Below are 21,926 nucleotides of genomic sequence, written 5' to 3'. Positions count from 1 at the left end.
GAGGGTTGGGAACTCCGTCACCCCATTACGGTCTCTGTTCAGGCTACGCTAAGCCACCACGCTCAAAATTGCACCCGAAAACGGGTTTTTAAGAGGATATTCATGTTTGCTTGGTTTTTTCGTCTGGGGTCACCCAAACACGTCTACCGCATTGCCGGTCGTTTCCTGCCCTGGACGGGTGGCCTGTTTCTGCTGTTATTGATCAGCGGTCTTTATTACAGCTTCAGCGCACCACCGGATTATCAACAGGGCGAAAGCTACCGCATTATTTTTGTCCATGTGCCTGCGGCTTGGATGTCGATGTTCATCTACATGGTGATGGCGCTCGCTGGCGGGGTTGGCCTGGTCTGGAAAATGAAGATGGCCGACATGGTCGCCTCTGCTGCGGCTCCCATTGGAGCCGCCTTTACCCTTTTGGCACTGGTCACCGGTTCCTTTTGGGGTAAACCCATGTGGGGTACTTGGTGGGTCTGGGATGCACGTTTAACCTCGGAGCTGATTTTGCTGTTTCTCTACCTCGGTTTTATCGCCTTGCAAGCAGCCATTGAAGACACACGTACCGCCGCTCGCGCGGGCGCAATTTTAGCGCTGGTTGGGGTAATTAATATCCCCATCATTCACTACTCCGTAGAGTGGTGGTACACCTTGCATCAACCGGCCACCATTACCAAAATGGACACCCCCTCCATCCATATCAGCATGTTAATTCCACTGCTGCTGATGGCAGGCGCGTTTAAGGTCTTTTTCGCCCACGTTTTGCTGATTCGCACCCGCACAGAAATTTTGCGCCGCGAACAGAAAACCGGCTGGGTACAGGAGCTGTTTAAAAAATGAGTGTGAGCGAATTTTTTCATATGGGCGGTTACGCCCTTTACGTCTGGTCTTCTTACGGTCTGACGACGGTCGTTATGATCGCCCTCTACCTTTTCGCAAAACGCGACCAGCAACAGATTAAACAACAGATCGCTCGCCGTGTGGCTCGATCAGGGAGTGAAACATGAACCCCGTACGTAAAAAACGCCTATTGCTCATCGGTCTGATGGTTGGGGGTGTCTCCATCACCACCATGCTGATGCTGAACGCCTTTCAATCCAATGTGATGTTCTTTTTCAGCCCCACCCAAGTGGCCGCTGGCGAAGCACCCGTAGGACACAATTTCCGCGTAGGTGGCTTGGTTAAAACCGGCAGCGTCACCCGCGAGAATGGCAGCCTGACGGTGCAGTTCATCGTCACCGATGGCGATAAAAGTCTGCCCATTTATTACGCTGGCATCCTGCCCGACCTGTTCCGCGAAGGTCAGGGCATCATTGCCAAAGGCAAGCTCGACGATACGGGGCGTTTTACCGCCTCTGAAGTGCTGGCCAAACACGACGAAAACTACATGCCTCCCGAAGTTGCCGACGCTCTGAAAAAGGCCGGTAAATGGAAAGAGGGTCAAACATCTATGCCGGAAGGAATGTATTAATGATTGCTGAACTGGGGCATTTTGCCCTTATCCTTGCCCTTTGTATGAGCATCGTCCAAGTGGTCTTTCCACTGCTGGGTGCCGCTCGTGGTAATCAAAATTGGATCGCACTGGCCAAACCGGCCACGCTCGCGCAAACCCTTTTTGTCCTGATCTCTTACGGTTTACTTACCTACGCCTTTTTGGTGCATGACTTCTCACTGGCCTACGTGGCACAGAACTCCAACACCCATCTGCCCGTCATTTACCTGATCTCTGGGGTCTGGGGCGCGCATGAAGGTTCGTTGCTGTTGTGGGCGCTTATGTTGGCCGGTTGGAGCACGGCCATCAGCTTTTTCAGCCGCAGTGTGCCGGAGATCGTTGTCGCCCGCGTGCTGGCGGTGATGGGACTGATCAGCATGGGGTTTATCCTCTTCATGCTCTTTACCTCCAACCCCTTTGACCGCCTGATTCCGGCTCCTTTGGAGGGACGAGATCTTAACCCGCTGCTGCAAGATCCCGGCTTGGCCATTCATCCACCGATGCTCTATCTCGGTTATGTCGGTTTTTCTGTTGCCTTTGCCTTTGCCATTGCTGCCTTGATTGGCGGTCGTCTGGATTCCGCTTGGGCTCGTTGGTCACGTCCTTGGACAAACCTTGCTTGGGTCTTCCTGACCGTGGGCATCGCACTGGGCAGTTGGTGGGCTTATTATGAGCTTGGCTGGGGCGGCTGGTGGTTCTGGGATCCGGTCGAAAACGCCTCCTTTATGCCGTGGTTAGTCGGTACTGCTCTGGTTCACTCTTTGGCGGTCACCGAGAAACGCGGTGCCTTTAAAGCGTGGACCGTACTATTGGCGATCTTCGCCTTCTCCTTAAGCCTGCTCGGTACTTTCTTGGTGCGTTCCGGTGTGTTGACCTCGGTACACGCTTTTGCCACCGATCCAGGACGCGGTGTCTTTATTCTTGCCTTCTTAATCATTGTCATCGGCGGCTCACTGCTGCTCTACGCGTGGCGTGCACCACAAATTCGCAGCAACGTCGGCTTTGAAGTAGTCTCACGAGAAACCGGTCTGCTGCTAAACAACGTTCTGTTAACCGCTGCCGCTGCCAGTATTTTGCTCGGCACCCTCTACCCATTAATTATTGATGCGCTGGGCATGGGCAAAATCTCCGTAGGTCCCCCCTACTTCAACAAAGTCTTCATCCCCTTGACCCTGCCACTGGCTGTTTTAGTCGGCATGGGCGCAATGACCCATTGGCGTAAAGACAGCATTGGGCGCATCTTTGCCAAGCTGCGCTGGGCGATGATCGCCAGTGTACTGCTCGGCATTGGTCTCAGCTTTACCCTGCCCACAATCACATGGGAAGCGATGCTGGGTCTGACTTTGGCTTGGTGGGTGACCTTGGCCACCGTTCAAGGCGTGTTGAACCGCATCGAACACAAAAGCGACAAATGGCGCGCATTGACTCAAATTCCCCGCAGTTTCTGGGGCATGAGCACCGCTCATTTGGGCATCGCTGTGTTTGTGGTCGGCATCACCCTCACCAGCACCTACAGCAGCGAACAGGACGTACGCATGGAAGTGGGTCAAAGCTACTCCATGGGCGGTTACGACTTCCAGTTTGAAGGTGTGGATGAGGTTCCCGGCCCCAACTACATCGCCAAACGAGGCTTGGTCACTGTCTTCCAAGACGGTGAAAAAGTGGCCACGTTGCACCCAGAAAAACGCGAGTATCGGGTACAAAAAATGCCCATGACCGAAGCGGCCATCGACGAAGGGTTGTTCCGTGATCTCTACGTTGCGTTGGGTGAAAAACTCGACCGAGGCGGCGCGTGGAGCTTGCGTCTTTACCACAAACCCTTTATTCGTTGGATTTGGATGGGTGCGTTGTTTATGGCTTTTGGTGGACTGTTAGCCGCTTCGGATCGCCGTTATCGTATGGGACGTAAAACCTCCACTGCGCCCAGCGGTGCAACGGAGGCCGCCTAATGTCTCGTTATTTCCTGCCCTTGGGTGTGTTTGTGCTGATCGCGTTTTTTTTGGGCGTGGGGCTAACCCTCGATCCCAAAGAGGTGCCTTCGCCCTTCATTGGCAAACCGGCACCGGAGTTCTCTCTGCCGCGTTTGGACAATGCACAGCAAAATTTGTCACCCAAAGACATGCAAGGCCAAGTTTGGCTGCTCAATGTCTGGGCGACGTGGTGTGTCTCTTGTCGCGCAGAACATGCGCTGCTGGTTGATCTCAGTCGGCGCAACCTGCTGCCCATCGTCGGTCTTAACTACAAAGACGACAACGGTGAAGCACAACGCTGGTTACAACGCCTTGGCAACCCCTACTACGCCAACGCCGTCGATGCCGACGGCCGGGTGGCGATTGATTGGGGTGTCTACGGCGCACCAGAAACCTTTGTCATCGATAAAAAGGGCATTGTGCGTTACAAACACATCGGTCCGGTGACCCGACAATCTCTCAATGAAACCTTGTTGCCCTTGATTGCCCAACTGAAAGGAGAAGCCGCCTAATGAAATTTTGGATGGCCTTTACCCTCACTGCTCTATTATTGAGCGGTTTTTCCGCCTCGGCTGAAATGAAATCCTTAACCTTTAAGACCCCTGAAGCTGAGGCAGATTATCACCAACTGACAGAAGAGCTGCGCTGTTTGGTCTGTCAAAACCAGACCTTGGCCGACTCTCATGCAGAACTGGCGCTGGATCTGAAACAACAGACCTACGACATGATCAGCGAAGGCAAAAGCCCAACCGAGATCAAAGCCTACATGGTGCAGCGTTACGGCGATTTTGTGCTCTACAAACCGCCTTTTCAGCTCAACACCCTGTTGCTTTGGCTAGGGCCTTTCTTAATCTTAGCCCTTGGCCTGACAACCCTGTTGCGTTTTGTGCGTCGCCAAAAAGAAGAAGCCAAAAACAACAAAGCCAGCCAAACGGCCAGCCAAACGGAAGAGCTGCAACACGCCCACGACCTGTTAACCGACAAAGATAAACACTCATGATTTTGTTTTGGATAATTTCCGTTGCCATGTTATTGGCGGCGCTTGCTTTACTGTTGCCGACGCTGTTGCGTCCCAAACAATACATTGACCGTGATCTCAACCAGATCAACGTCAACATCGCCAAACAACGCCTCAAAGAGCTGGAGGCCGAATATCAAGCTGGGCAACACAGCGAGCCTCAATACCAGCAGATCCAGAAAGATCTGGAACAACAACTGGCCAACGACCTGAAAAAAGAACAGGCACCGAAAACAGAATCCAACATCCAGAGCAGCAAGCTAGTAGCGGTCATTATCACCAGCATGGTGCCCATTTTGGCCGTCAGCCTGTATCTGACTCGAGGTGATTTGGATGCGATGGAGATGTCCGGCCCCGGTGCTGGTGCAAACCGCGAAATCAACAGTATGGTCGCTCAGAACGGCGGCACCATGCCCACCGTAGATGAAATGATCGTTAGCCTAAAACAAAAATTGGCTGACAAACCCAATAATCCACAAGGCTGGTACATGCTGGCGCGCTCCTACATGACGCTCAAACAGTACAACGATGCCGTTGATGCTTGGGAAGAACTTTTATCCTTAATCGGCCCCAATGACCCCGAAGTCTTGGTGCAATACGCCGATGCGCTGGCCATGACCCAAGGAGGGCGTTTGACCGGCAAACCCGCCGAACAAGTCTTCCAAGCCTTGGAGTTAAACCCCAACAACACCCAAGGGCTGTGGCTGGCTGGCATGGCCATGCAGGAGAAAAAAGACTACCCAGCGGCGCTCAACTACTGGAAACGACTCGAACCCAATATGGACGATGATCCTGAATCGCAAGCAGCACTGCGGCAGCTCATCAACAGCGCCGAACAAAAATTGCAGCAGCCCATCACCAACTTCAAAACGCTGCCCAGCATCGCCAGCGCTGCTCAAGCCGCTGCTCCCGCCACCTTGGGCAAAGACTCCATTCGTTTGGAAATCGACCTAGACCCCAGTTTGGCGGCCAAAGTGGCCATTGAAGACAGCCTCTTTATCTACGCCAAGGCCATGAGTGGACCACCGATGCCACTGGCAGCGGTACGCAAAAAAGCCATTGATCTGCCACTGAGCATCACCTTGAATGACAGCATGGCCATGATACCGCAGATGAAACTCTCCAACTTTGACCAAGTTAACGTCGGCGCGCGCATCTCAAAAAGCGGCAACGCCATCGCTCAAGACGGGGATTTTTACGCCGAAGTACAATCGGTTACCGTTGGCCAAGAGGCGGTGGTTAAAATCTTGATCAAACAGATCAAAGGTCATGCACAACGCCCAGATGTCACCCCCACTGCCGTTGTAACTCCCACCGCTGCTCAGGCTACACAAGCAGCGGTCGCTGCCGATGCGATCAACGTCAGCATCCGCTTGTCGCCCGATTTGACCTCACGCGCCTCTCCAGAAGATGCCTTGTTTATCTACGCCAAAGCGTTGCGTGGCCCACCCATGCCGTTGGCAGCAGTACGCAAGCAGGTCAAAGACCTGCCTTTGCAACTGACCCTTAACGACGCGATGGCAATGATGCCGCAAATGAAACTTTCCAGCTTCAAGCAAGTGATCGTTGGCGCGCGCATCTCCAAAAGTGGCAACGCCATCGGCCAGAGGGGAGACTTGTTTGGCGAAGTGCAGCCGGTCACCGTTGGCCAAAGCACCACGGTCAACTTGATGATTCAATACATTCGTTAATTAGGAGAGCATAAATGAAATTAAAAAAACAACAGATGGGGGTTGTATTACTCGCCATCGGTGTGGCTCTGCTGGCATGGGGTTTTAGCGTCTCCGACTCACTGGGCTCTCAACTGAGTCAAACCTTCAACGGTATGCCCAGCGACCGGGCGATGATTCTGTTTGTTCTTGGCGGTATTAGCACGGCGTTTGGGCTGTTTAAACTGCTAAAATAGTCATCTGAAACAGCATTTTTTGGCCTGTTTTTTGAGGATTATAAGACGACCTTCATCGTCTAAACCTCAAAGGACATTGCCATGAAACTGCCCCTGCTCTCCTCTTTTAGCCTCACGTTGCTGCTCTTCACTCCCATCACACAGGCCAACTCTCCCTGCAAAGGATTGGCTAACGAAGCCTGCCACAGTGACAACAACTGTCGTTGGATCGAAAGTTACACCACCCAACGAGGCACCAGCGTCAAAGCCTACTGCCGCTCACAAGCCAAAAAACGCAGCACAACCTCCACCATCATCCCGACTCCAAAAGCGACATCACCCAAAAACAACGACACAATCCCAGCCGTTGTAACACCCAGAAAAACAGATCAACCCTCCTAAGGTCATCGCCTCTTCGGCCACTGTGCCGAAGAAACGGCTTAAGCGGTTATGACGACACCTTCCGCTTGTCCTTTTCCGCCGAAAAATCGAAAAACGTTAACTGCACCATCATCTGATTGACCTGTTGATTCATAGAGCCACTGGTCTGTGAGGTGTTTTCTGCCAAGGCCGCATTTTTTTGGGTCAAGTCATCCATCGTCATCACCGCTTGATTGACCTGCTTGATGCCCTGCGATTGCTCCTCGCTGGCCGCAGCAATTTCACCAATAATGCCACTGACGGTTTTCACTCGAATAACAATTTCATCCAATGAGTCTCCCGAATCGTTCACCAAGCGCGTCCCTACCTCAATTTTTCGCACACTCTCTTGAATCAATGTTTTAATCTCCTTAGCCGCTGTGGTACTGCGTTCAGCTAAACTGCGTACCTCAGTGGCCACCACAGCAAACCCCCGCCCCTGTTCACCCGCGCGCGCCGCTTCCACACTGGCATTCAGTGCCAACAGTTGCGTTTGGAACGATATTTCATCAATCACCCCGATAATCTCGGCAATTTTTTTACTGGACTGGCCGATCATCTGCATCGCTTTGACCGCATCCAGCATCACCTGTTGACCTTGCACTGCGGTTTTTGATGCTTCAATGGCCAAACCGTTGGCCTGCTGAGCGTTATCTGCATTTTGGCGCACGGTGCTGGTCAACTGCTCGACACTGGAGGCCGTCTCTTCCAAGGAACTGGCTTGCTCTTCACTGCGAGAAAAAAGGGCTTCGTTACCCTCTGCAATCTGCTTTGAAGAGTGGTTGATCTCATCGGCGGCCTGTTGAATCTGCAATAACATCTCTTCCAAACGGCAGAACGTCTGATTGACGTTCTCTTTCACCTCGGCAAACAGACCTTGATATTCGCCTTCCATGCGGTTATTCAATTGCCCTTGCGCCATTTTTGCCATCACGTCATTGATGTTACTAAACACCCCATGAATCACTTCACTTAACTGATTAATGCCACCACCCAGAACATTAAAAAAGCCCTCTTTGCCCTGCATTGAAATGCGTTGACTGAGATCCCCCTGACGAGCAGCGCAGATGATCTGCTCAATTTCCTTCTCAATGCTGATCTCCAGAGTACGATTTTGCCACTCAAGCACCGTTCCCACTCGTTTACCGTGCTCATCAAAAACCGGGTTGGCAATAAAGTTCAAAGTACATTGCCCCAATAACAGCTCGTATTTTTTCTGCTGCTTGAGGTCATTTAAGGTGCTGTGCAAGTCGTTTGAGTCGGGAAACAGTTCGACTAAATTCAAACTCAGTGCCGACTCAATATCAAATTCAGGCAGATGTTGCCTAATCTCTTCTGCTGCTTGCTGAAACATGCGACGGGCAGAATCGTTGATGTAGATAATGTTGTTCTTGCCATCGGCCATCATCACATTAGCACTGACGCTGTCCAGCGCCGTTTTCACCCGAGCATTGATGGCAGAAATTTTAGCTTCGCTTTGAATACGCTCAGAGAGCTGACGCTGCATTTGTGCCAAAGCGCTTAACAACTGCCCCATCTCATCTTTAGAACGGTATTTGGTTTTGTTATCCAGCTTACCCGCCGCAATTTTTTGGGTAAAAATAACCGCTTCGGCCAAGGGTTTGGTGATGTTACGCGACAGCCACCAAGCCAACAACGCCACCAAAAACAAAGCGATAAAGGTAATAAAAATATAGTGCTGACGTTCACTGCGATAGAGGGTATTCACGCCTCGATTGGCCAAACGCATGGCGTGTCGCTGTTTGCCCAAATGCCTATTTAAATTGCGTTTTATTTTTGTAATCAAGGGTGTAATTTCGGTTTTGATCAAATAGGCATCACGTCGCCAGCGATCACTGCCGTGAATCTCGGTCAAAATAGCCCAATGTTGAGCAAAATCGTGCAAAATGGGTTGTAACTCGGTCAAACCGTCCACTTGATCAAACGTCAACGCATCACCGTATTGCGCCACTTTACTGAGCATGTTCTCCACTTGCTGTGAGTAGAGCGTCAAATTATCCAACGCAATTTGAGTGCGAAAAGCCAGAAACAGACGGATTTCATTGACCACATTCGACCAAGCGTAACGTAATTCGCTGACATCCAAAAGCAGCTGTTTGCGCTCTTCACTGGCCTCTTCTTCATCTTCAGAGCGCACCATCTGATTGAGAATGTTGCTGATCTCTTTCACCCGAGAATTGATGTGTTCACTGGCGTACACCATCGCACTGATGTTGCTGGCTTCGTCCTCCGCCAACGCCAACATGCCTTCTTTATAACTCTTAAAGGTTTTGAGGCTTTCACCCAATTCCTCTAAAAAACGCTGCTCTTGCAGATTACCGCTCTCAATGGCCAGACTGTTGATTGTATTAAGGGTCATATCCAGCTCGTGCAGACGATTTTGATACTCGGTTTTATGGATCTCTTCTTTGCTCAGTAGGTACAACGCCAAAGAGCTGACCGCCGCTTGCAATTGGTACTCCAAACGCATCGAAAGCACCATTGTCGGTTGCAGCTCCTCCACCACCACATTGATGCTGGACTGCACCGTAGACAGGCTATTGACCGAATTGACCCCTTGCCACACCAAGCCGAGCAGCACCAAAATGAAACTGAACCAAATCTTGTATTTCACCGAGACATTTTTTATCCACGCCATGCTTCCCGCTCCCTTGACCACTCACGCTGCAAACAGACAAACCGTATTCTTGCAACAGCCACTACAATATTTACACCAATAAATTTTGTTAGCTCACTGTGTTAAAATCGGAGCCGTTTTTAAAATCTGAAGGTGACCGAGGCAAAAGAATGAATATCCTGATCACCCCCATCCTATCTCGACTACGACAACACATACCAAGCCTGCTTATATTGCTCATTGGCAGCAGCCTAAGCCTGATGACCGCTGTTCAAGTAGAACAGTGGAACCGTCATACGGTTCTGGAAGCACAAGAAAACAGTTTTGTTAAAGGCGCTAAAGATCGTATCACCACCATCAAACGCCAATTAATGCGTGACTTAGAACTGTTTCACGCCGTAAGTGCCTTTTTAGAGGCCTCTAAACCACCGCTATTGAACCCCTTACAACAGTTCAGCACCCACTTTGTCCACAATCACCCTGTCTGGCAACAGGTGATCTGGTATCCCAGCACACTCCAAAACAAGCGGCAAACAGACACCTCTCTGCCTCTGCTCAACGATCAAGGTAAGTTAACTCCCGAGGTCATGGTACAGCTGACAATGGAGCTGACGAAGGTGCGGAAAAATAATTCAGACCTCGGATTTTTTAGCCTGCAAGAGCAACGCAGTCAAAACAACCTTCTGTTTATCTATCAAAAAATTCTCTACCACTCAGACACAGAATCCCCCCAACTGGAGAGCGATTATTTAGTCGCTTTGTTGAATCCGCACCATCTGGTAAAACAAGCTCTGTCAGGCCTGACTCCCAGCGGCATCAATCTCGGCCTGTATCACGGCGAGATCAGCCCAAATGCGACCCCCTTACATTTTCACCGCTCGCGCAAATTGAGTACATCTCACTCAAAAGAAAGCCTTATTCACGCCCCCTCCAGCTTACGTTATCAAGGTAAGATCAGCGTTGGTTCACAGTTTTGGAACATCATTGCCACCCCAGCCCAAGGCTATTTTGTAACTCAACTCCCCCCAACTCATTGGATTATTTTAATTTCAGGGCTGATCATTACTCTTTTACTCAGCTGGTACCTCTTCAGCGCTTCTCAACACGCCCATACCTTGGCACATAAAAACACTCTGCTCACGCACATCATTGACCAGCAAAAAAACTACGAACAGACCTTAGCTCACCAAGCCACTCACGACAGCCTCACAGGACTGCCCAACCGCCTGCTGTTTGAAGATCACCTCGAACAGGCACTGGCACAAGCACAACGGTGCCAACATCAAACCGCCGTGCTGTTTATCGATCTGGATCGCTTTAAATACATCAATGACAGTCTCGGCCATCCCGTAGGCGATGCCCTACTGCTGGAAACAGCCAAACGACTGCAACAGTGCGCCAGAGCCGGTGATACGGTGGCGCGTTACGGCGGTGATGAATTTATTATTTTACTGCCAGAGATAAAAGACGAAGCGGAAGTGGTCAACTTAGCCAACCAGCTGTTAAACGAGATTGCCAAACCTGCGCATATTTTGGAGCACACCCTACATTACGGCATCAGCATCGGCATCAGCCTCTCAAGCAAAGACGGCAACAACGTGGATGAGTTGATCAAAAATGCCGACACCGCCATGTACCAAGCCAAACAGCAGGGGCGCAACCATTTTCAGTTCCATACCCAGCAATTAAACGATGAGATGATGGCGCGTCTGACCCTCGCCCGTGATCTGCGTCTGGCCTTGGAAGAGAAGCAGTTCCAAATTTATTACCAACCCAAAGTCAATCTCAGCAGCGGTCAGATCACCGGCCTAGAAGCACTCCTGCGCTGGAAACACCCACAGAAAGGCTACATTTCTCCAAACCAGTTTATTGATACCGCCGAAAACGAAGGCCTGATCACTCCTATCGGAGCTTGGGTTTTGGAGCAAGCCTGTCAACAGCTGCACCACTGGTCACAACAGGGCATTCAAAACCTCACCGTGGCGGTCAACCTCTCGCCCTTGCAACTGGCCGACCCCAAACTGCCTGAGCGCCTCACACGCCTGCTCACCCAGTACGACATTGAGCCAAAAAATTTGGAACTGGAGCTGACCGAAAACACCCTGATGCGCTACCCAGAAAAAAACCGCCGCCAGCTCAAAGCAATCAAAAAAGTCGGTGTTACCATCTCCATTGACGATTTTGGCACCGGTTACTCCAGCCTCAGCTACCTGAAACAGTTTGCCTTTGATAGCCTAAAAATCGACCAATCCTTTGTAGCCGACATCCAGCACGACAAAAATGACCAAGCCATTATTCAGGCCATTTTGGCAATGGCCAAAAGCCTGGATCTAAAAGTCATTGCCGAAGGGGTAGAAACCCCCGAACAACTGGCCTTTTTGGAGCAAAACGGCTGTCACGAATATCAGGGCTATCTTTTCAGTCGTCCCAAACCCGCCAACGCCATCGAGCAACTGCTGCAACAGCAGCTTCATAAAAGCAAGCCCGAACAAAAAAGCGCCTAACGACGACGCGCTTTCTGTTTGGCCAACAGTTTCGGCTTGCGATTCAGTTCCTTACTGCTCTTGGTTTTTGGGGGGGGTGTACGTCGCCCCGCAAACGGATTCTCGGCAGTACGAAATTCCAATCTCAAAGGCGTACCGAACAGTTTAAAGGCTTCCTGAAAATAGTTGGCCAGATAGCGTTTATAGACCCCAGGCAAACTGTCGGTCTGGTTGCCATGAATCACAATCAATGGCGGATTCACTCCTCCTTGATGGGCGTAACGCAACTTGATCCGCCGCCCCCGAAACAGCGGCGGTTGATGCGCCAACAGCGCCTGCTGTAACTGGCGCGTTAACTCCGGCGTAGAAAGATCTTTCATCGCCGCTCGATAGGCCTGATTGACCGAACCGAGCAATTTACCCACCCCCGTACCGCGTTTGGCCGAGACCTGATGCACCTTGGCAAATTTAAGGAACCCCAAACGCCAATCCAGATCCTTTTTAATCTGATCTTTTTGGTCTCGGCTCAAATCATCCCATTTATTGATCGCCACCACCAAGGCACGACCGCTGTCTAAAATATAACCCAACAGGCTCAAATCTTGATCGGCAATGCCTTGACTGGCGTCCATCATCATAATCACCACGTTGCTGGCATCAATCGCCTGCAAGGTTTTGATCACACTGAACTTTTCCACCACTTCTTTGACTTTACCGCGCCGCCGCACACCGGCGGTATCAATCAACGTGTAGGCCTGACCGGCTTTTTCAAAGGGAATAAAAACGCTGTCGCGAGTGGTACCCGGACGGTCAAAAGCCACCACCCGTTCTTCGCCCAAAAAGCGGTTAATCAAAGTAGACTTACCCACATTAGGGCGACCCACCACCGCCACCTTCAAAGTGCGTTCCGCCGCCTCTTGACCCTCGTCAATCTCTTCCTGTTCAGCCTGCTCGTCCAGCACCGTCTCGATCAGGCGATTAACCCCCCGACCGTGCGACGCTGCAATGGCCAAAGACTGCCCCAAACCAAGGCTGTAAAAGTCACTTTTGGCCTGCTCGATGTCCAAGCCATCTACTTTATTAACCACCAAAAAAACCGATTTTCCATCGCGACGCAGCTGATCAGCAATGTTCACATCAGCCGGCATCAAACCCGCGCGGGCATCCACCATAAACAGCACCACATTGGCTTCCGAAATGGCCAGCTGGGTCTGTTGCTCCATGCGCACATCCAAAGCCTCTTTTGCGCCGCTTAAACCACCCGTATCAACAACGATAAACGCCCTCTCGCCGACTTTACCATCGCCGTACTGACGGTCACGGGTCAACCCCGGCAGATCCGCTACCAAGGCATCACGACTGCGGGTGAGTTTATTAAACAGGGTGGATTTGCCCACATTGGGGCGACCGACCAAAGCAATAACAGGTTTCATGGGGACTCTCTGCACAACGAACGGGATAGGTGAATTTTTTATCAGGCGGGCATTATCGCACGATGCAAAAAAGCGCGTAAAAAAAATAGCACCCAGAGAATGAAGGAAGTATTACGGATTCAATGGATGGTCGTTGAGGTAAAAATGTCCCTCTTTAAGAGAAAGCTTCAAACGATAACTGCCCTCTTCAAACGCAAGGTAGTTTTGCCTGAGCAGGTTATTCAGCTGAGATTCAGCGGATTTACGCACATAGGGCTCTTTTTCTGCCGCCTTCAAACCTTTCATGGCCACAAAGCGCTGGGTATTACCCAACATCCGCCGCGCCTGCTCTCTGAACAAACTCACCATCAACTGCTCTGACAGAGAGAGTTCCAGCTCAACTTCCAAAGCTTGCAATGGAAACTCTCCCGCCTCCCAATCGCCGTAGGTCAAGCTTGGCATTTTCGCCCGCATCCAAGCACTGACCTCGTCATCACCCTGCTTCATATAAAAACGCGACAATTCCAACTCACTGTTGCGCAACAGGCTTAATACTGGTGACACTTGGCTCTGCCAAACACGATCACGACTCGCCAAAGGCAACTCATCCGTGTCGTAATAGGGATAATGACGCAGGTTATTGATCACCTGTGCCACTCCAGGGGTATCCAAATGACGCAAACTGAGATCAAACTCAGTACTGGAATAGTTGCCTAACAGGGTCTGCACCGACTTCGAACTCAGCGCGATCTGACTGAACGCCTCTTGCTGATTTTCCGCATTCATACTGCGCAGCTCCAACTGATCCACTTTCAGTGGACGACCCCAGCCCTGCCAATCCAGAGCCGCCACTTTCAACTGAGAACCGCCAAAATAGAGCTCGCCTTCACCCTTCTTCTGATCCGTCTCAAAGTGCAGATGGCGCAGGCGCAAACTCATCTGCGCACCTTCTAACTTAATTCTCGGCAGATCCAAATTGCCATAAATTCGTTTTTGCTCGGGGTTATAAACAAAATGACCGCGCAGAGAAGAAGCCGAAAAGCGCTGCACAGGCAAATTGTGCAATTCGGCTTGCAAGTGCGGCAGAGAGAAATGGGTATCCAGCTCTCCGTCCAGATGCACTCGAGTAAAGGCTTTAAAATAACTGCCATCCACGGAACTGAACGCTTGAACTCCCTCCATGCTCAGCTGCTCGGGCAGTTCGGTGCGCACCAAAGCCGCCAACCAAGGGTTTTTCCCCTGCGCCAACATCTCCAGCTCCAAGGGACCATGATTGATCTCATGCACAAACAGCAATGCATTCGTCGTGTAAGGCAGCTCAACGCGACTCACCGCACGGCTTCTTAACCAGCCACGCTGATAATTAAGCACCGTCACCTTGGTATGCAGACGTTCACCAAGCTGCGTCACTTCGTGCCGAAATTTAGATTCAAAAACGACACCCCAAACATAAGGCACCGCCATCAACAGACCTAAAATCAGAAACACCGAGGCCAAAAAATATTCAAAATTTCTCAGCTTACCGTAAACCATACCCGCCTCTCTTCGCCCATCCTGTCCGTAATGGAGTTGAACCCCATTCTCAATACCACTTAGCAGGATTTTTAACACTTGCAGCGGAAAGAAGCAATTTTGCCGATGTCAGCCAACTAAGGTTTGGCCAATTTTGTCAGATTTAACGCATATACGGTTCCGGCTCGAGTCTGCACATACAGAGTCTCTCCCACCACCAGCGGTGTAATCAGCAGGCCGTAGTCATCAAACTTATAACGCGCCAACAGACGGCCATCGGCGAGAGACAACAAATGCAGGTAACCCTCTGCGTCAGCAACCGCCAAACTGTCACCAATAAGTACCGGCGCAGTCAACTGACGGAATTTAAGTTTATCTTGCTGCCAAACAACCCTGCCATCCCGTGCATTTAACGCCGAAATTTCATCCTGATCACTGTTAATAAACAACTTTTCAGCCTTAAACGCCATACCGGTGCTGGTGGAAAAGGCTTTAGACCATAAAATTTGTCCTTGCTCCAAAGAGAGCAGAGCCAAATTACCCTGATAACCGGCCACAAAAATCAGCCCTTTCTCAACCAACAACTCAGCATCCAGATCCACCAAGCGATCCAGCTCGGAAATCCCTTGCGAACGTGAGACCACGGTCTCCCAAAACGGCCGCCCCTGCTCCAGATCCAAAGCGATCACTTTGCCGTTATCCAGCGCACTGACCAGACCACCGGCAACCGGCACCGGTCGGCTGGTGCCACGCAGCGTCAACGGGGGTACTGGCTGACTGTAACGCCAAATCACCCCGCCCGACTCCGCTTTCAGCGCCAAAATACTGCCATCCACCGTGCGTACAATCACTCGGCCTAAACTCGGCACTGGGGCTGAGAGTACTTCGTTATTTAACGACACCCGCCACAACTCAGCGCCCTGCTTTGGATCAAGGGCAATCACCACCCCGTCTTGGCTGGCCACATAAAGCGCGCCTTCACCTCCGCCAACACCCGCCGACAACGGCACATTTAAATCCACCCGCCACATCAGCTTGCCCGTCATGCGATCAAAAGCAGTAACTCGACCACTGGGTACCGCAGTAAAAAGACGATCACCGCTGGCATACGGATTAAGACGAATGAATTTTTTATTGATTGCCGAACCCGCCTCCGCACTCCAGAGCAGTTTAAAACCGACTTTAGGCTCCAATTTCAACAACGCCGATGGCGGATTAATCGGCTCATTGGCACAACCGGCGAGGAACACCAACAACAAGGCAGAGAACCACTTCATGACGCTGAATCCGCAGCCTGAACTCCTTTCAAATCATCGTACTTCATCTGCAATCCCTGCCGATCGCCAATCGCCATCGGTGCAGACAGCGCCTCTTGATACGCCAGCCGTGCCTCATCTAAACGTCCCAAAGCCAGTAAGGCATCGCCTTGCAACTCTGCTACATCAGCCAAAAAAGCCTCTGCGTAAGGCGCTTTGGCCAACGTGAGAGCCTTCTCTTTTTCACCCACAGCCAACAAAATACGCCCTAAGCGCAAACGAGCCACCTGACCCAGGTTTTCATCAGCCTCATTTTCCAGCACCCAACTCAGTTGGCGCTGCGCCGCTTTCAGGTCATGTTGAGAAACGTACAGTTTTGCCATCGCCAGTGCCGCCAAAGACGCGTACGGCGTATCGGCGTAATCACGCCCCAACTGCGTCTGCAAAGACAACAACGCGGCGGCATCAGACTCAGCCCCCATACCCTCAATCAAGCTCTCATACAGGCTGGACGCTTCTTCTGCTTGAGTACGCTGATGATCACCCCAAAAACGCCAACCGAGAATCAAAGCGACCCCCAATAACAGACCCAACATCACCGCTCGACCGTTATCAGCCCACCACTTTTTTAACGCTTCAATCTGCTCTTCTTCGGTTTCATACATCGCCATCAGCGGCTCCTCTCACATTCATTGAATGACATTATCAAAAAGATTTTTACCAACCAAAACGCAGCATCAATTCACTGATCAACTGCGCTTCACGGAAACTTTGCTGCTCACCCTTATCCCGCAAAGGTTTAAGCGCAATGACACCCTGTTCAAGCTCGGTATCAGCCAACACCAGTGCGTATTCAGCACCGCTTTTATCGGCCTTTTTAAATTGGCTTTTGACGCTGCCGCCGCCACAGTGGGTTAACAGACGCAGCTTAGGCAGGGCATCACGCAAGCGTTCCGCCAACAACAAACCCTCACGCTGTGCCTGCTCGCCCATCAGGGTCAAATAGAGGTGCGGCCTCTCTGCGACAGAGAGACTGTCCATCTCTTCCATTAAAGAGAGCAGACGCTCCAAACCCATGGCAAAACCCACCGCCGGAGTCGAGCGGCCACCCAACTGCTGCACCAGACCGTCATAACGGCCACCCGCACAGACGGTGCCTTGCGCACCGAGTCGATCCGTCACCCATTCAAACACGGTCAAACAGTAATAATCCAAACCACGCACTAAACGTTCATTCAAGTGGTAGTTCACCCCACCCCTATCCAAAATATCGCACAACAACCCCATGTGATCTTGCGAGGCTTGATCTAGGGTTTCGCTGAGTTTGGGGGCGTTTTTTAACAGTGTCTGTGTCTGGGGATTTTTGCTGTCCAAAATGCGCAGAGGGTTACTCTCTAAACGACGCAGACTGTCTTCGTCCAACTCTTGACGACAGTCGTTAAGATACGCAACCAATTGATCCCGATAGGCCAAACGCGAGACCTGATTACCCAAGGAGTTCAACTCCAATTGCACGGCATCAGCAATGCCCAATTCTGACCAAAGACGGGCGCTCATCAGAATCAGTTCGGCATCGCTGTCAGCCCCAGCTAAACCGTAACACTCCACGCCAAATTGATGAAATTGGCGATAACGGCCTTTTTGGGGGCGTTCGTGGCGAAACATCGGCCCCTGATACCAGAGACGCTGCACCTGATTGTGCAACAGACCTTGTTCAATACCGGCACGCACACAACTGGCGGTACCCTCTGGACGCAAGGTCAGCAGATCACCGTTACGGTCTGGAAAGGTGTACATCTCTTTTTCAACAATATCGGTGACTTCACCGATTGAACGACAAAAGAGATCGGTTTTTTCCACAATCGGCATACGAATTTCATCGTAACCATAGGCCTTCATCAGAGTTCGCAGACTCTGTTCCAGTTGTTGCCATTGAGGGGTTTGTTGCGGGGTAATGTCATGCATACCCCGAATACGAGTGATACCTTTAGCCATAGAGAAAAAATTACTTAGGTGTTAGCAAAGGCGGCAAATATACACCTAAGAGCAGAGCAGCGAAACTACCGCCTGCGAACACCCTTAACGTCCACTACAAAGCGGGCGGTATTATTTTTACGGTTAAAGGATTTTTGAATCATTGCTGTGTCATTCAGGCTCAGCGTAACCAGAGGCGAGTTGCCCAAAAAGACCTTAAAGGGTGCGCTGCCTTGTAAACGTTTGCTACGATCCACTTTCAACATGTCGTACAACAGACGATAACCGTTGGCATCAAATACCTCGGCCCAAGAGTCACCCGTGCTGCTAAGCAACAGAACATCGCTGCCGCTGGGAGCCACAGGCCCCACATTCAACTTCGACAGGTTTTGAACCACAGCTGATTTTTTACCACTTTCAACGCTACTGATCGCTGTTTCAGCGCTTGAATCCACACGACTGAGCGCCGTAACCACCTTTTTATTGACCGCTGCAACGTCCTGCTCCACCTGAGCGTCACTCTCAACCACCACAACTGCATCGGCCTGATCGACCACAATCGCGTTTTGAATCGAGGATAATACACCTTGAGCCACCTGTGAATCAGCCGGTTCCGCAACCGGTGCCGCCAATACGCTGCGTTCACTGCTAGAACCGTCGTTTTGTGCCCACTGCCGTTCTTCCAACATGGTCTCAACGGCAGACTGTAGGTTACGATGTTCCGTTACTGAATTTTTCTCACTCAGAACAGCGCCCATATCTGTCTGTTCTAGCGTGGGTGCCTTAGCAGCCTCAATAGCCAATAACACATCTGAAGTACCCTGCTCAGGTTTCGGCGCGGATTCCGCCATCGCTTCGACAACCGGTTTTGGCTCAACTTTTGACCCGACTTTAGCTGCCACGGTTTGAGTCATTTTTGGCTGTTGTGGTAGCGCAATGGCATTAGAATCGGTGGGCATCTCTGCCACCACTTCCGAAGAGAGAGATTCATCTTGACTCATCTGTGGCGCAGTATCTTCAGCTGACATAAACCACCAACCGACGACCACCAGCAACAAAATAGTGACCGTACCCCCCGCCAACCAAGCCATTGGAAAACCAGCAGCAGTAGAACCACCGTTCTGGCTGTTGGTGGCTAAATCAGGATCCATACCGCCGCTCTGTACGCCGTACACTTCGATTAGCTCATTGCCATCCAAGCGCAACAACTTGGCGTACGCTCTCAAATAGCCACGAATGAAAATAGGCGAAGGCAGTACCTCGTAATCTTCATCTTCTAAGGCACGAATCAAGGACTCTTCCAGGTTTAATAGACTGGCAACTTCCTCAATTCCTAATCCCGTTCCTTCACGTGCGCTGCGCAGACGCTGCCCCAGAGGTGCTGAATTCAGAGAATCACCATCAAATGCTTCAGAATCATAATCTTTCATACAAATATTCCGGTTAAAGAGGTGCGAATGAAAAAACCAATACCACAAGCAGAGCCTAACACAGCGTTACTATAACAACGCTGACAGGAAAATTTAAGGCAAAATCGAGCGTTTATTCATTATCGACTCTGTTTCAGCAGAATTTGGAAACTGACGGCGCAATTTAGCCGTAAACGCATTGGCCTGTTGTGCATTTCTCAAGCCCCGATAGATCTTAATCGACATCAATAACGTCGCGGGACTCTCAGTATAATATTTGTGATACCGTTGCAAGTAAACCAAGGCCTGACGATAACGGCGTTTCTGCTGATAAAGGTCCGCCATATTCCTCAAGGCCGAACCAAAACGAGGGTTGAGACTGAGCGCCTTCTTCAAATACTGCTTCGCTTGACGAAACTGACGATGATCCAACGCACAAATGCCCGCATTGGTGTAAGCGTATTCGGGGGTCTGATAAAGCAAATCTTTAGCCGCCGCTAAAAAACGCTTCTCTGCCTCTCGTGGCTGTTTTTGCTGACATAAAAACGTGCCGTAATTGTTTAAAATATCAGCGTTGTTTTTACTCAGACGCAGCGCCTTACGAAAGTAACGATCGGCCTCTTTCACCTTACCCAAACGCGCCTGAAACAGCGCATAAGTGCTGTTGGCAGTAACGTTATTGGCATCTTGCTCCAGCGCCTTTTCTAATTTGTATTTGGCTTGAGTCAAATTACCACGATGCAGATAACTGGCTCCCAACTGGGCATTAAAATTAGCGGCTTTATTCTTAGAAACCAGTGGGGTACGCGGCGCAGAAGCAGAACAGGCCTGCAAAAACAGAATCAACAGAAGCAGAAATACGCCTCTCAACCCTGCTCTCCAAACCGAGGTTGAACAAATTTCACCTCACGCCGACTGCGATCCGCAACCTTACCTGCCAACTGACCACAGGCCGCATCAATGTCTTCACCTCGGGTTTTACGCGTCACGGTATGCAAACCGCCTTTGTACAAAATATCGCGGAAACGATCAATGCGCTTCTGGCTGGAGCAGTGATAGCCGTTGCCCTCAAAGGTATTGAAAGGGATCAAATTGATTTTAGCCGACACACCACGCAGACACTGAATCAACGCCCGCGCCTCGGCATCGGAGTCGTTCACCCCTGCCAGCATCACATACTCAAAGGTAATGTGTTTTTTACGGTCGGTGGCCACAAAACGTTTGCACGCCGCCATTAGCTCTTCAATCGGATATTTTTTGTTCAATGGCACCAACCCATCACGCAGCTCATCCACAGGCGCATGCAAAGAAACCGCCAAACTGACGTCCACATCGTCCTTGAGACGATCCATCGCCGGAACCACCCCCGCCGTGCTCACGGTCACGCGCCGTTTACCAAAACCAAACGCTTGATCGTGCATCATCAGTTTCAGTGCAGGGATCAAGTTTTTGTAGTTCAGCAGCGGCTCACCCATCCCCATCAGGACGATATTGGTGATGCGCCGACTGCCTGCGATGCCGCCGCCCAAACGCCGATTAGCTTGCCAAATTTGGCCGACAATTTCAGCGGTGGAAAGATTACGATTAAACCCTTGCCGTGCCGTGGCACAAAAAGAGCAATCCAGAGCACACCCAACCTGAGAAGAGATGCACAAGGTACCGCGAGACGTTTCAGGGATAAACACCGACTCAATGCCGTTGCCACTGTCGAGATCAAACAGCCACTTGGTCGTGCCATCGGTTGAAATTTGTTCTTGAGTCACTTCGGGCAGAGCCAATTCCGTATCGGCTTTGAGTCGCTCACGCAGCTTGTTGCTCAAATCGGTCATGCTGTCGTAATCAACCACCCCTTGGTGGTAAATCCAGCGCATCACTTGAGCGGTACGGAAGGGTTTTTCGCCCAACTGGGCGAAAAATTCTTTCAGAGCCTGCTGGTCTAAGTCCAGCAGGTTGAGTTTAGCGGATTCGTTCACACACACCTTCAGGGAAGAAATAGGCGATTTCAACCGCAGCGGTTTCAGGAGCATCGGAACCGTGCACCGCATTTTCATCCAGACTATCGGCAAAATCAGCCCGAATGGTACCGGCAGCCGCGTCTTTAGGGTTGGTTGCACCCATCAACTCGCGGTTTTTGACAATCGCGTTTTCACCTTCCAACACCTGCATCATCACCGGTCCTGAAATCATAAAAGAGACCAAGTCCGCGAAGAAAGGCCGCTCTTTGTGTACGGCGTAAAAGCCTTCCGCTTGCGCTTGACTCAATTGCAGCATTTTAGAGGCCACCACGGACAAGCCAGCAGATTCAAACCGGCTGTAAATCTGCCCAATGACGTTTTTGGCTACTGCATCGGGTTTTACAATGGAAAAAGTACGTTCAATTGCCACAATCAATTACTCCAAGGTCTTTAAATAAAAAGAAACACTAAAAAAACGCGATGGTACGCGGCTTATTGCCCCATTTAA

The 21,926-nt window shown here is 50.8% G+C and carries 20 protein-coding genes; 10 read left to right on the top strand and 10 right to left on the bottom strand.

Going from position 1 to position 21,926, the window contains the following annotated elements:
- Positions 1 to 102 precede the first annotated feature (102 nt).
- The 9 genes from Q9O24_07975 to Q9O24_07935 all read left to right on the top strand — a co-directional run bounded on the left by Q9O24_07975 (position 103) and on the right by Q9O24_07935 (position 6,761).
- On the top strand, positions 103 to 834 hold the full coding sequence (locus Q9O24_07975; GenBank protein ID MDQ7075073.1) for a heme ABC transporter permease: 732 nt from the start codon (positions 103 to 105) through the stop codon (positions 832 to 834).
- Positions 831 to 1,001 carry a heme exporter protein CcmD gene (gene ccmD, locus Q9O24_07970; protein MDQ7075072.1) on the top strand — a complete coding sequence of 57 codons (171 nt, stop codon included), beginning with the start codon at positions 831 to 833 and terminating at the stop codon, positions 999 to 1,001. Before Q9O24_07975 ends, ccmD begins: the two co-directional genes overlap by 4 nt.
- Positions 998 to 1,465 carry a cytochrome c maturation protein CcmE gene (gene ccmE, locus Q9O24_07965; protein ID MDQ7075071.1) on the top strand — a complete coding sequence of 156 codons (468 nt, stop codon included), beginning with the start codon at positions 998 to 1,000 and terminating at the stop codon, positions 1,463 to 1,465. Before ccmD ends, ccmE begins: the two co-directional genes overlap by 4 nt.
- The gene (locus tag Q9O24_07960; GenBank protein ID MDQ7075070.1) at positions 1,465 to 3,435 is read left to right on the top strand and encodes a heme lyase CcmF/NrfE family subunit; all 1,971 of its coding nucleotides are present in this window, start codon (positions 1,465 to 1,467) and stop codon (positions 3,433 to 3,435) included. The genes ccmE and Q9O24_07960 overlap by 1 nt, the downstream gene beginning before the upstream one ends.
- The gene (locus Q9O24_07955; protein ID MDQ7075069.1) at positions 3,435 to 3,968 is read left to right on the top strand and encodes a DsbE family thiol:disulfide interchange protein; all 534 of its coding nucleotides are present in this window, start codon (positions 3,435 to 3,437) and stop codon (positions 3,966 to 3,968) included. Before Q9O24_07960 ends, Q9O24_07955 begins: the two co-directional genes overlap by 1 nt.
- Positions 3,968 to 4,456 carry a cytochrome c-type biogenesis protein CcmH gene (locus Q9O24_07950; GenBank protein ID MDQ7075068.1) on the top strand — a complete coding sequence of 163 codons (489 nt, stop codon included), beginning with the start codon at positions 3,968 to 3,970 and terminating at the stop codon, positions 4,454 to 4,456. The genes Q9O24_07955 and Q9O24_07950 overlap by 1 nt, the downstream gene beginning before the upstream one ends.
- The gene (gene ccmI, locus Q9O24_07945; protein MDQ7075067.1) at positions 4,453 to 6,165 is read left to right on the top strand and encodes a c-type cytochrome biogenesis protein CcmI; all 1,713 of its coding nucleotides are present in this window, start codon (positions 4,453 to 4,455) and stop codon (positions 6,163 to 6,165) included. The genes Q9O24_07950 and ccmI overlap by 4 nt, the downstream gene beginning before the upstream one ends.
- A gap of 14 nt (positions 6,166 to 6,179) precedes the next feature.
- Positions 6,180 to 6,380: a DUF3185 family protein gene (locus Q9O24_07940; GenBank protein MDQ7075066.1), complete on the top strand. Its 201-nt coding sequence runs from the start codon at positions 6,180 to 6,182 to the stop codon at positions 6,378 to 6,380.
- Positions 6,381 to 6,461: 81 nt separating this feature from the next.
- On the top strand, positions 6,462 to 6,761 hold the full coding sequence (locus Q9O24_07935) for a hypothetical protein (protein MDQ7075065.1): 300 nt from the start codon (positions 6,462 to 6,464) through the stop codon (positions 6,759 to 6,761).
- 46 nt (positions 6,762 to 6,807) lie between these two features.
- Here Q9O24_07935 and Q9O24_07930 read toward each other — a convergent pair whose 3' ends face one another.
- Positions 6,808 to 9,438: a methyl-accepting chemotaxis protein gene (locus tag Q9O24_07930; protein MDQ7075064.1), complete on the bottom strand. Its 2,631-nt coding sequence runs from the start codon at positions 9,436 to 9,438 to the stop codon at positions 6,808 to 6,810.
- Positions 9,439 to 9,587: 149 nt separating this feature from the next.
- On the opposite strand from Q9O24_07930, the gene Q9O24_07925 reads away from it, so the two are divergent.
- Positions 9,588 to 11,921: an EAL domain-containing protein gene (locus Q9O24_07925; protein ID MDQ7075063.1), complete on the top strand. Its 2,334-nt coding sequence runs from the start codon at positions 9,588 to 9,590 to the stop codon at positions 11,919 to 11,921.
- Here the strand turns inward: Q9O24_07925 and der are convergent.
- The 9 genes from der to ndk form a co-directional block, all read right to left on the bottom strand.
- Positions 11,918 to 13,333: a ribosome biogenesis GTPase Der gene (der, locus tag Q9O24_07920; protein MDQ7075062.1), complete on the bottom strand. Its 1,416-nt coding sequence runs from the start codon at positions 13,331 to 13,333 to the stop codon at positions 11,918 to 11,920. The genes Q9O24_07925 and der overlap by 4 nt on opposite strands.
- Positions 13,334 to 13,444: 111 nt before the next feature.
- Positions 13,445 to 14,845: a DUF945 family protein gene (locus tag Q9O24_07915; GenBank protein ID MDQ7075061.1), complete on the bottom strand. Its 1,401-nt coding sequence runs from the start codon at positions 14,843 to 14,845 to the stop codon at positions 13,445 to 13,447.
- A gap of 116 nt (positions 14,846 to 14,961) precedes the next feature.
- Positions 14,962 to 16,101: an outer membrane protein assembly factor BamB gene (gene bamB, locus Q9O24_07910; GenBank protein ID MDQ7075060.1), complete on the bottom strand. Its 1,140-nt coding sequence runs from the start codon at positions 16,099 to 16,101 to the stop codon at positions 14,962 to 14,964.
- Complete coding sequence (locus Q9O24_07905) at positions 16,098 to 16,751, bottom strand: tetratricopeptide repeat protein (protein ID MDQ7075059.1); 654 nt, start codon at positions 16,749 to 16,751, stop codon at positions 16,098 to 16,100. Before Q9O24_07905 ends, bamB begins: the two co-directional genes overlap by 4 nt.
- A gap of 46 nt (positions 16,752 to 16,797) precedes the next feature.
- Positions 16,798 to 18,075: a histidine--tRNA ligase gene (hisS, locus tag Q9O24_07900; GenBank protein ID MDQ7075058.1), complete on the bottom strand. Its 1,278-nt coding sequence runs from the start codon at positions 18,073 to 18,075 to the stop codon at positions 16,798 to 16,800.
- A gap of 65 nt (positions 18,076 to 18,140) precedes the next feature.
- Positions 18,141 to 19,484 carry a DUF4115 domain-containing protein gene (locus Q9O24_07895; GenBank protein ID MDQ7075057.1) on the bottom strand — a complete coding sequence of 448 codons (1,344 nt, stop codon included), beginning with the start codon at positions 19,482 to 19,484 and terminating at the stop codon, positions 18,141 to 18,143.
- A 93-nt stretch (positions 19,485 to 19,577) separates the two neighbouring features.
- Positions 19,578 to 20,333: a type IV pilus biogenesis/stability protein PilW gene (gene pilW, locus Q9O24_07890; protein ID MDQ7075056.1), complete on the bottom strand. Its 756-nt coding sequence runs from the start codon at positions 20,331 to 20,333 to the stop codon at positions 19,578 to 19,580.
- Positions 20,330 to 21,436, bottom strand: a complete 1,107-nt coding sequence (gene rlmN, locus Q9O24_07885; protein ID MDQ7075055.1) for a 23S rRNA (adenine(2503)-C(2))-methyltransferase RlmN — start codon at positions 21,434 to 21,436, stop codon at positions 20,330 to 20,332. The genes pilW and rlmN overlap by 4 nt, the downstream gene beginning before the upstream one ends.
- Entirely contained in the window at positions 21,420 to 21,848 is a 429-nt protein-coding gene (gene ndk / locus Q9O24_07880; GenBank protein MDQ7075054.1) for a nucleoside-diphosphate kinase, read from the bottom strand. Before ndk ends, rlmN begins: the two co-directional genes overlap by 17 nt.
- Between the last annotated feature and the right edge of the window lie 78 nt (positions 21,849 to 21,926).

This window comes from Gammaproteobacteria bacterium, assembly GCA_030949385.1.
Classification (GTDB): domain Bacteria; phylum Pseudomonadota; class Gammaproteobacteria; order JAUZRS01; family JAUZRS01; genus JAUZRS01.
Note: the sequence above shows the minus strand (reverse complement) of the source record. Positions and strands in the feature narration are given on the sequence as shown.

Coding starts and splice junctions, on each gene's coding strand:
- Q9O24_07975 (MDQ7075073.1), top strand. CDS start 103: ATGTTTGCTTGGTTTTTTCGTCTGGGGTCACCCAAACACGTCTACCGC.
- ccmD (MDQ7075072.1), top strand. CDS start 831: ATGAGTGTGAGCGAATTTTTTCATATGGGCGGTTACGCCCTTTACGTC.
- ccmE (MDQ7075071.1), top strand. CDS start 998: ATGAACCCCGTACGTAAAAAACGCCTATTGCTCATCGGTCTGATGGTT.
- Q9O24_07960 (MDQ7075070.1), top strand. CDS start 1,465: ATGATTGCTGAACTGGGGCATTTTGCCCTTATCCTTGCCCTTTGTATG.
- Q9O24_07955 (MDQ7075069.1), top strand. CDS start 3,435: ATGTCTCGTTATTTCCTGCCCTTGGGTGTGTTTGTGCTGATCGCGTTT.
- Q9O24_07950 (MDQ7075068.1), top strand. CDS start 3,968: ATGAAATTTTGGATGGCCTTTACCCTCACTGCTCTATTATTGAGCGGT.
- ccmI (MDQ7075067.1), top strand. CDS start 4,453: ATGATTTTGTTTTGGATAATTTCCGTTGCCATGTTATTGGCGGCGCTT.
- Q9O24_07940 (MDQ7075066.1), top strand. CDS start 6,180: ATGAAATTAAAAAAACAACAGATGGGGGTTGTATTACTCGCCATCGGT.
- Q9O24_07935 (MDQ7075065.1), top strand. CDS start 6,462: ATGAAACTGCCCCTGCTCTCCTCTTTTAGCCTCACGTTGCTGCTCTTC.
- Q9O24_07930 (MDQ7075064.1), bottom strand. CDS start 9,438: ATGGCGTGGATAAAAAATGTCTCGGTGAAATACAAGATTTGGTTCAGT.
- Q9O24_07925 (MDQ7075063.1), top strand. CDS start 9,588: ATGAATATCCTGATCACCCCCATCCTATCTCGACTACGACAACACATA.
- der (MDQ7075062.1), bottom strand. CDS start 13,333: ATGAAACCTGTTATTGCTTTGGTCGGTCGCCCCAATGTGGGCAAATCC.
- Q9O24_07915 (MDQ7075061.1), bottom strand. CDS start 14,845: ATGGTTTACGGTAAGCTGAGAAATTTTGAATATTTTTTGGCCTCGGTG.
- bamB (MDQ7075060.1), bottom strand. CDS start 16,101: ATGAAGTGGTTCTCTGCCTTGTTGTTGGTGTTCCTCGCCGGTTGTGCC.
- Q9O24_07905 (MDQ7075059.1), bottom strand. CDS start 16,751: ATGGCGATGTATGAAACCGAAGAAGAGCAGATTGAAGCGTTAAAAAAG.
- hisS (MDQ7075058.1), bottom strand. CDS start 18,075: ATGGCTAAAGGTATCACTCGTATTCGGGGTATGCATGACATTACCCCG.
- Q9O24_07895 (MDQ7075057.1), bottom strand. CDS start 19,484: ATGAAAGATTATGATTCTGAAGCATTTGATGGTGATTCTCTGAATTCA.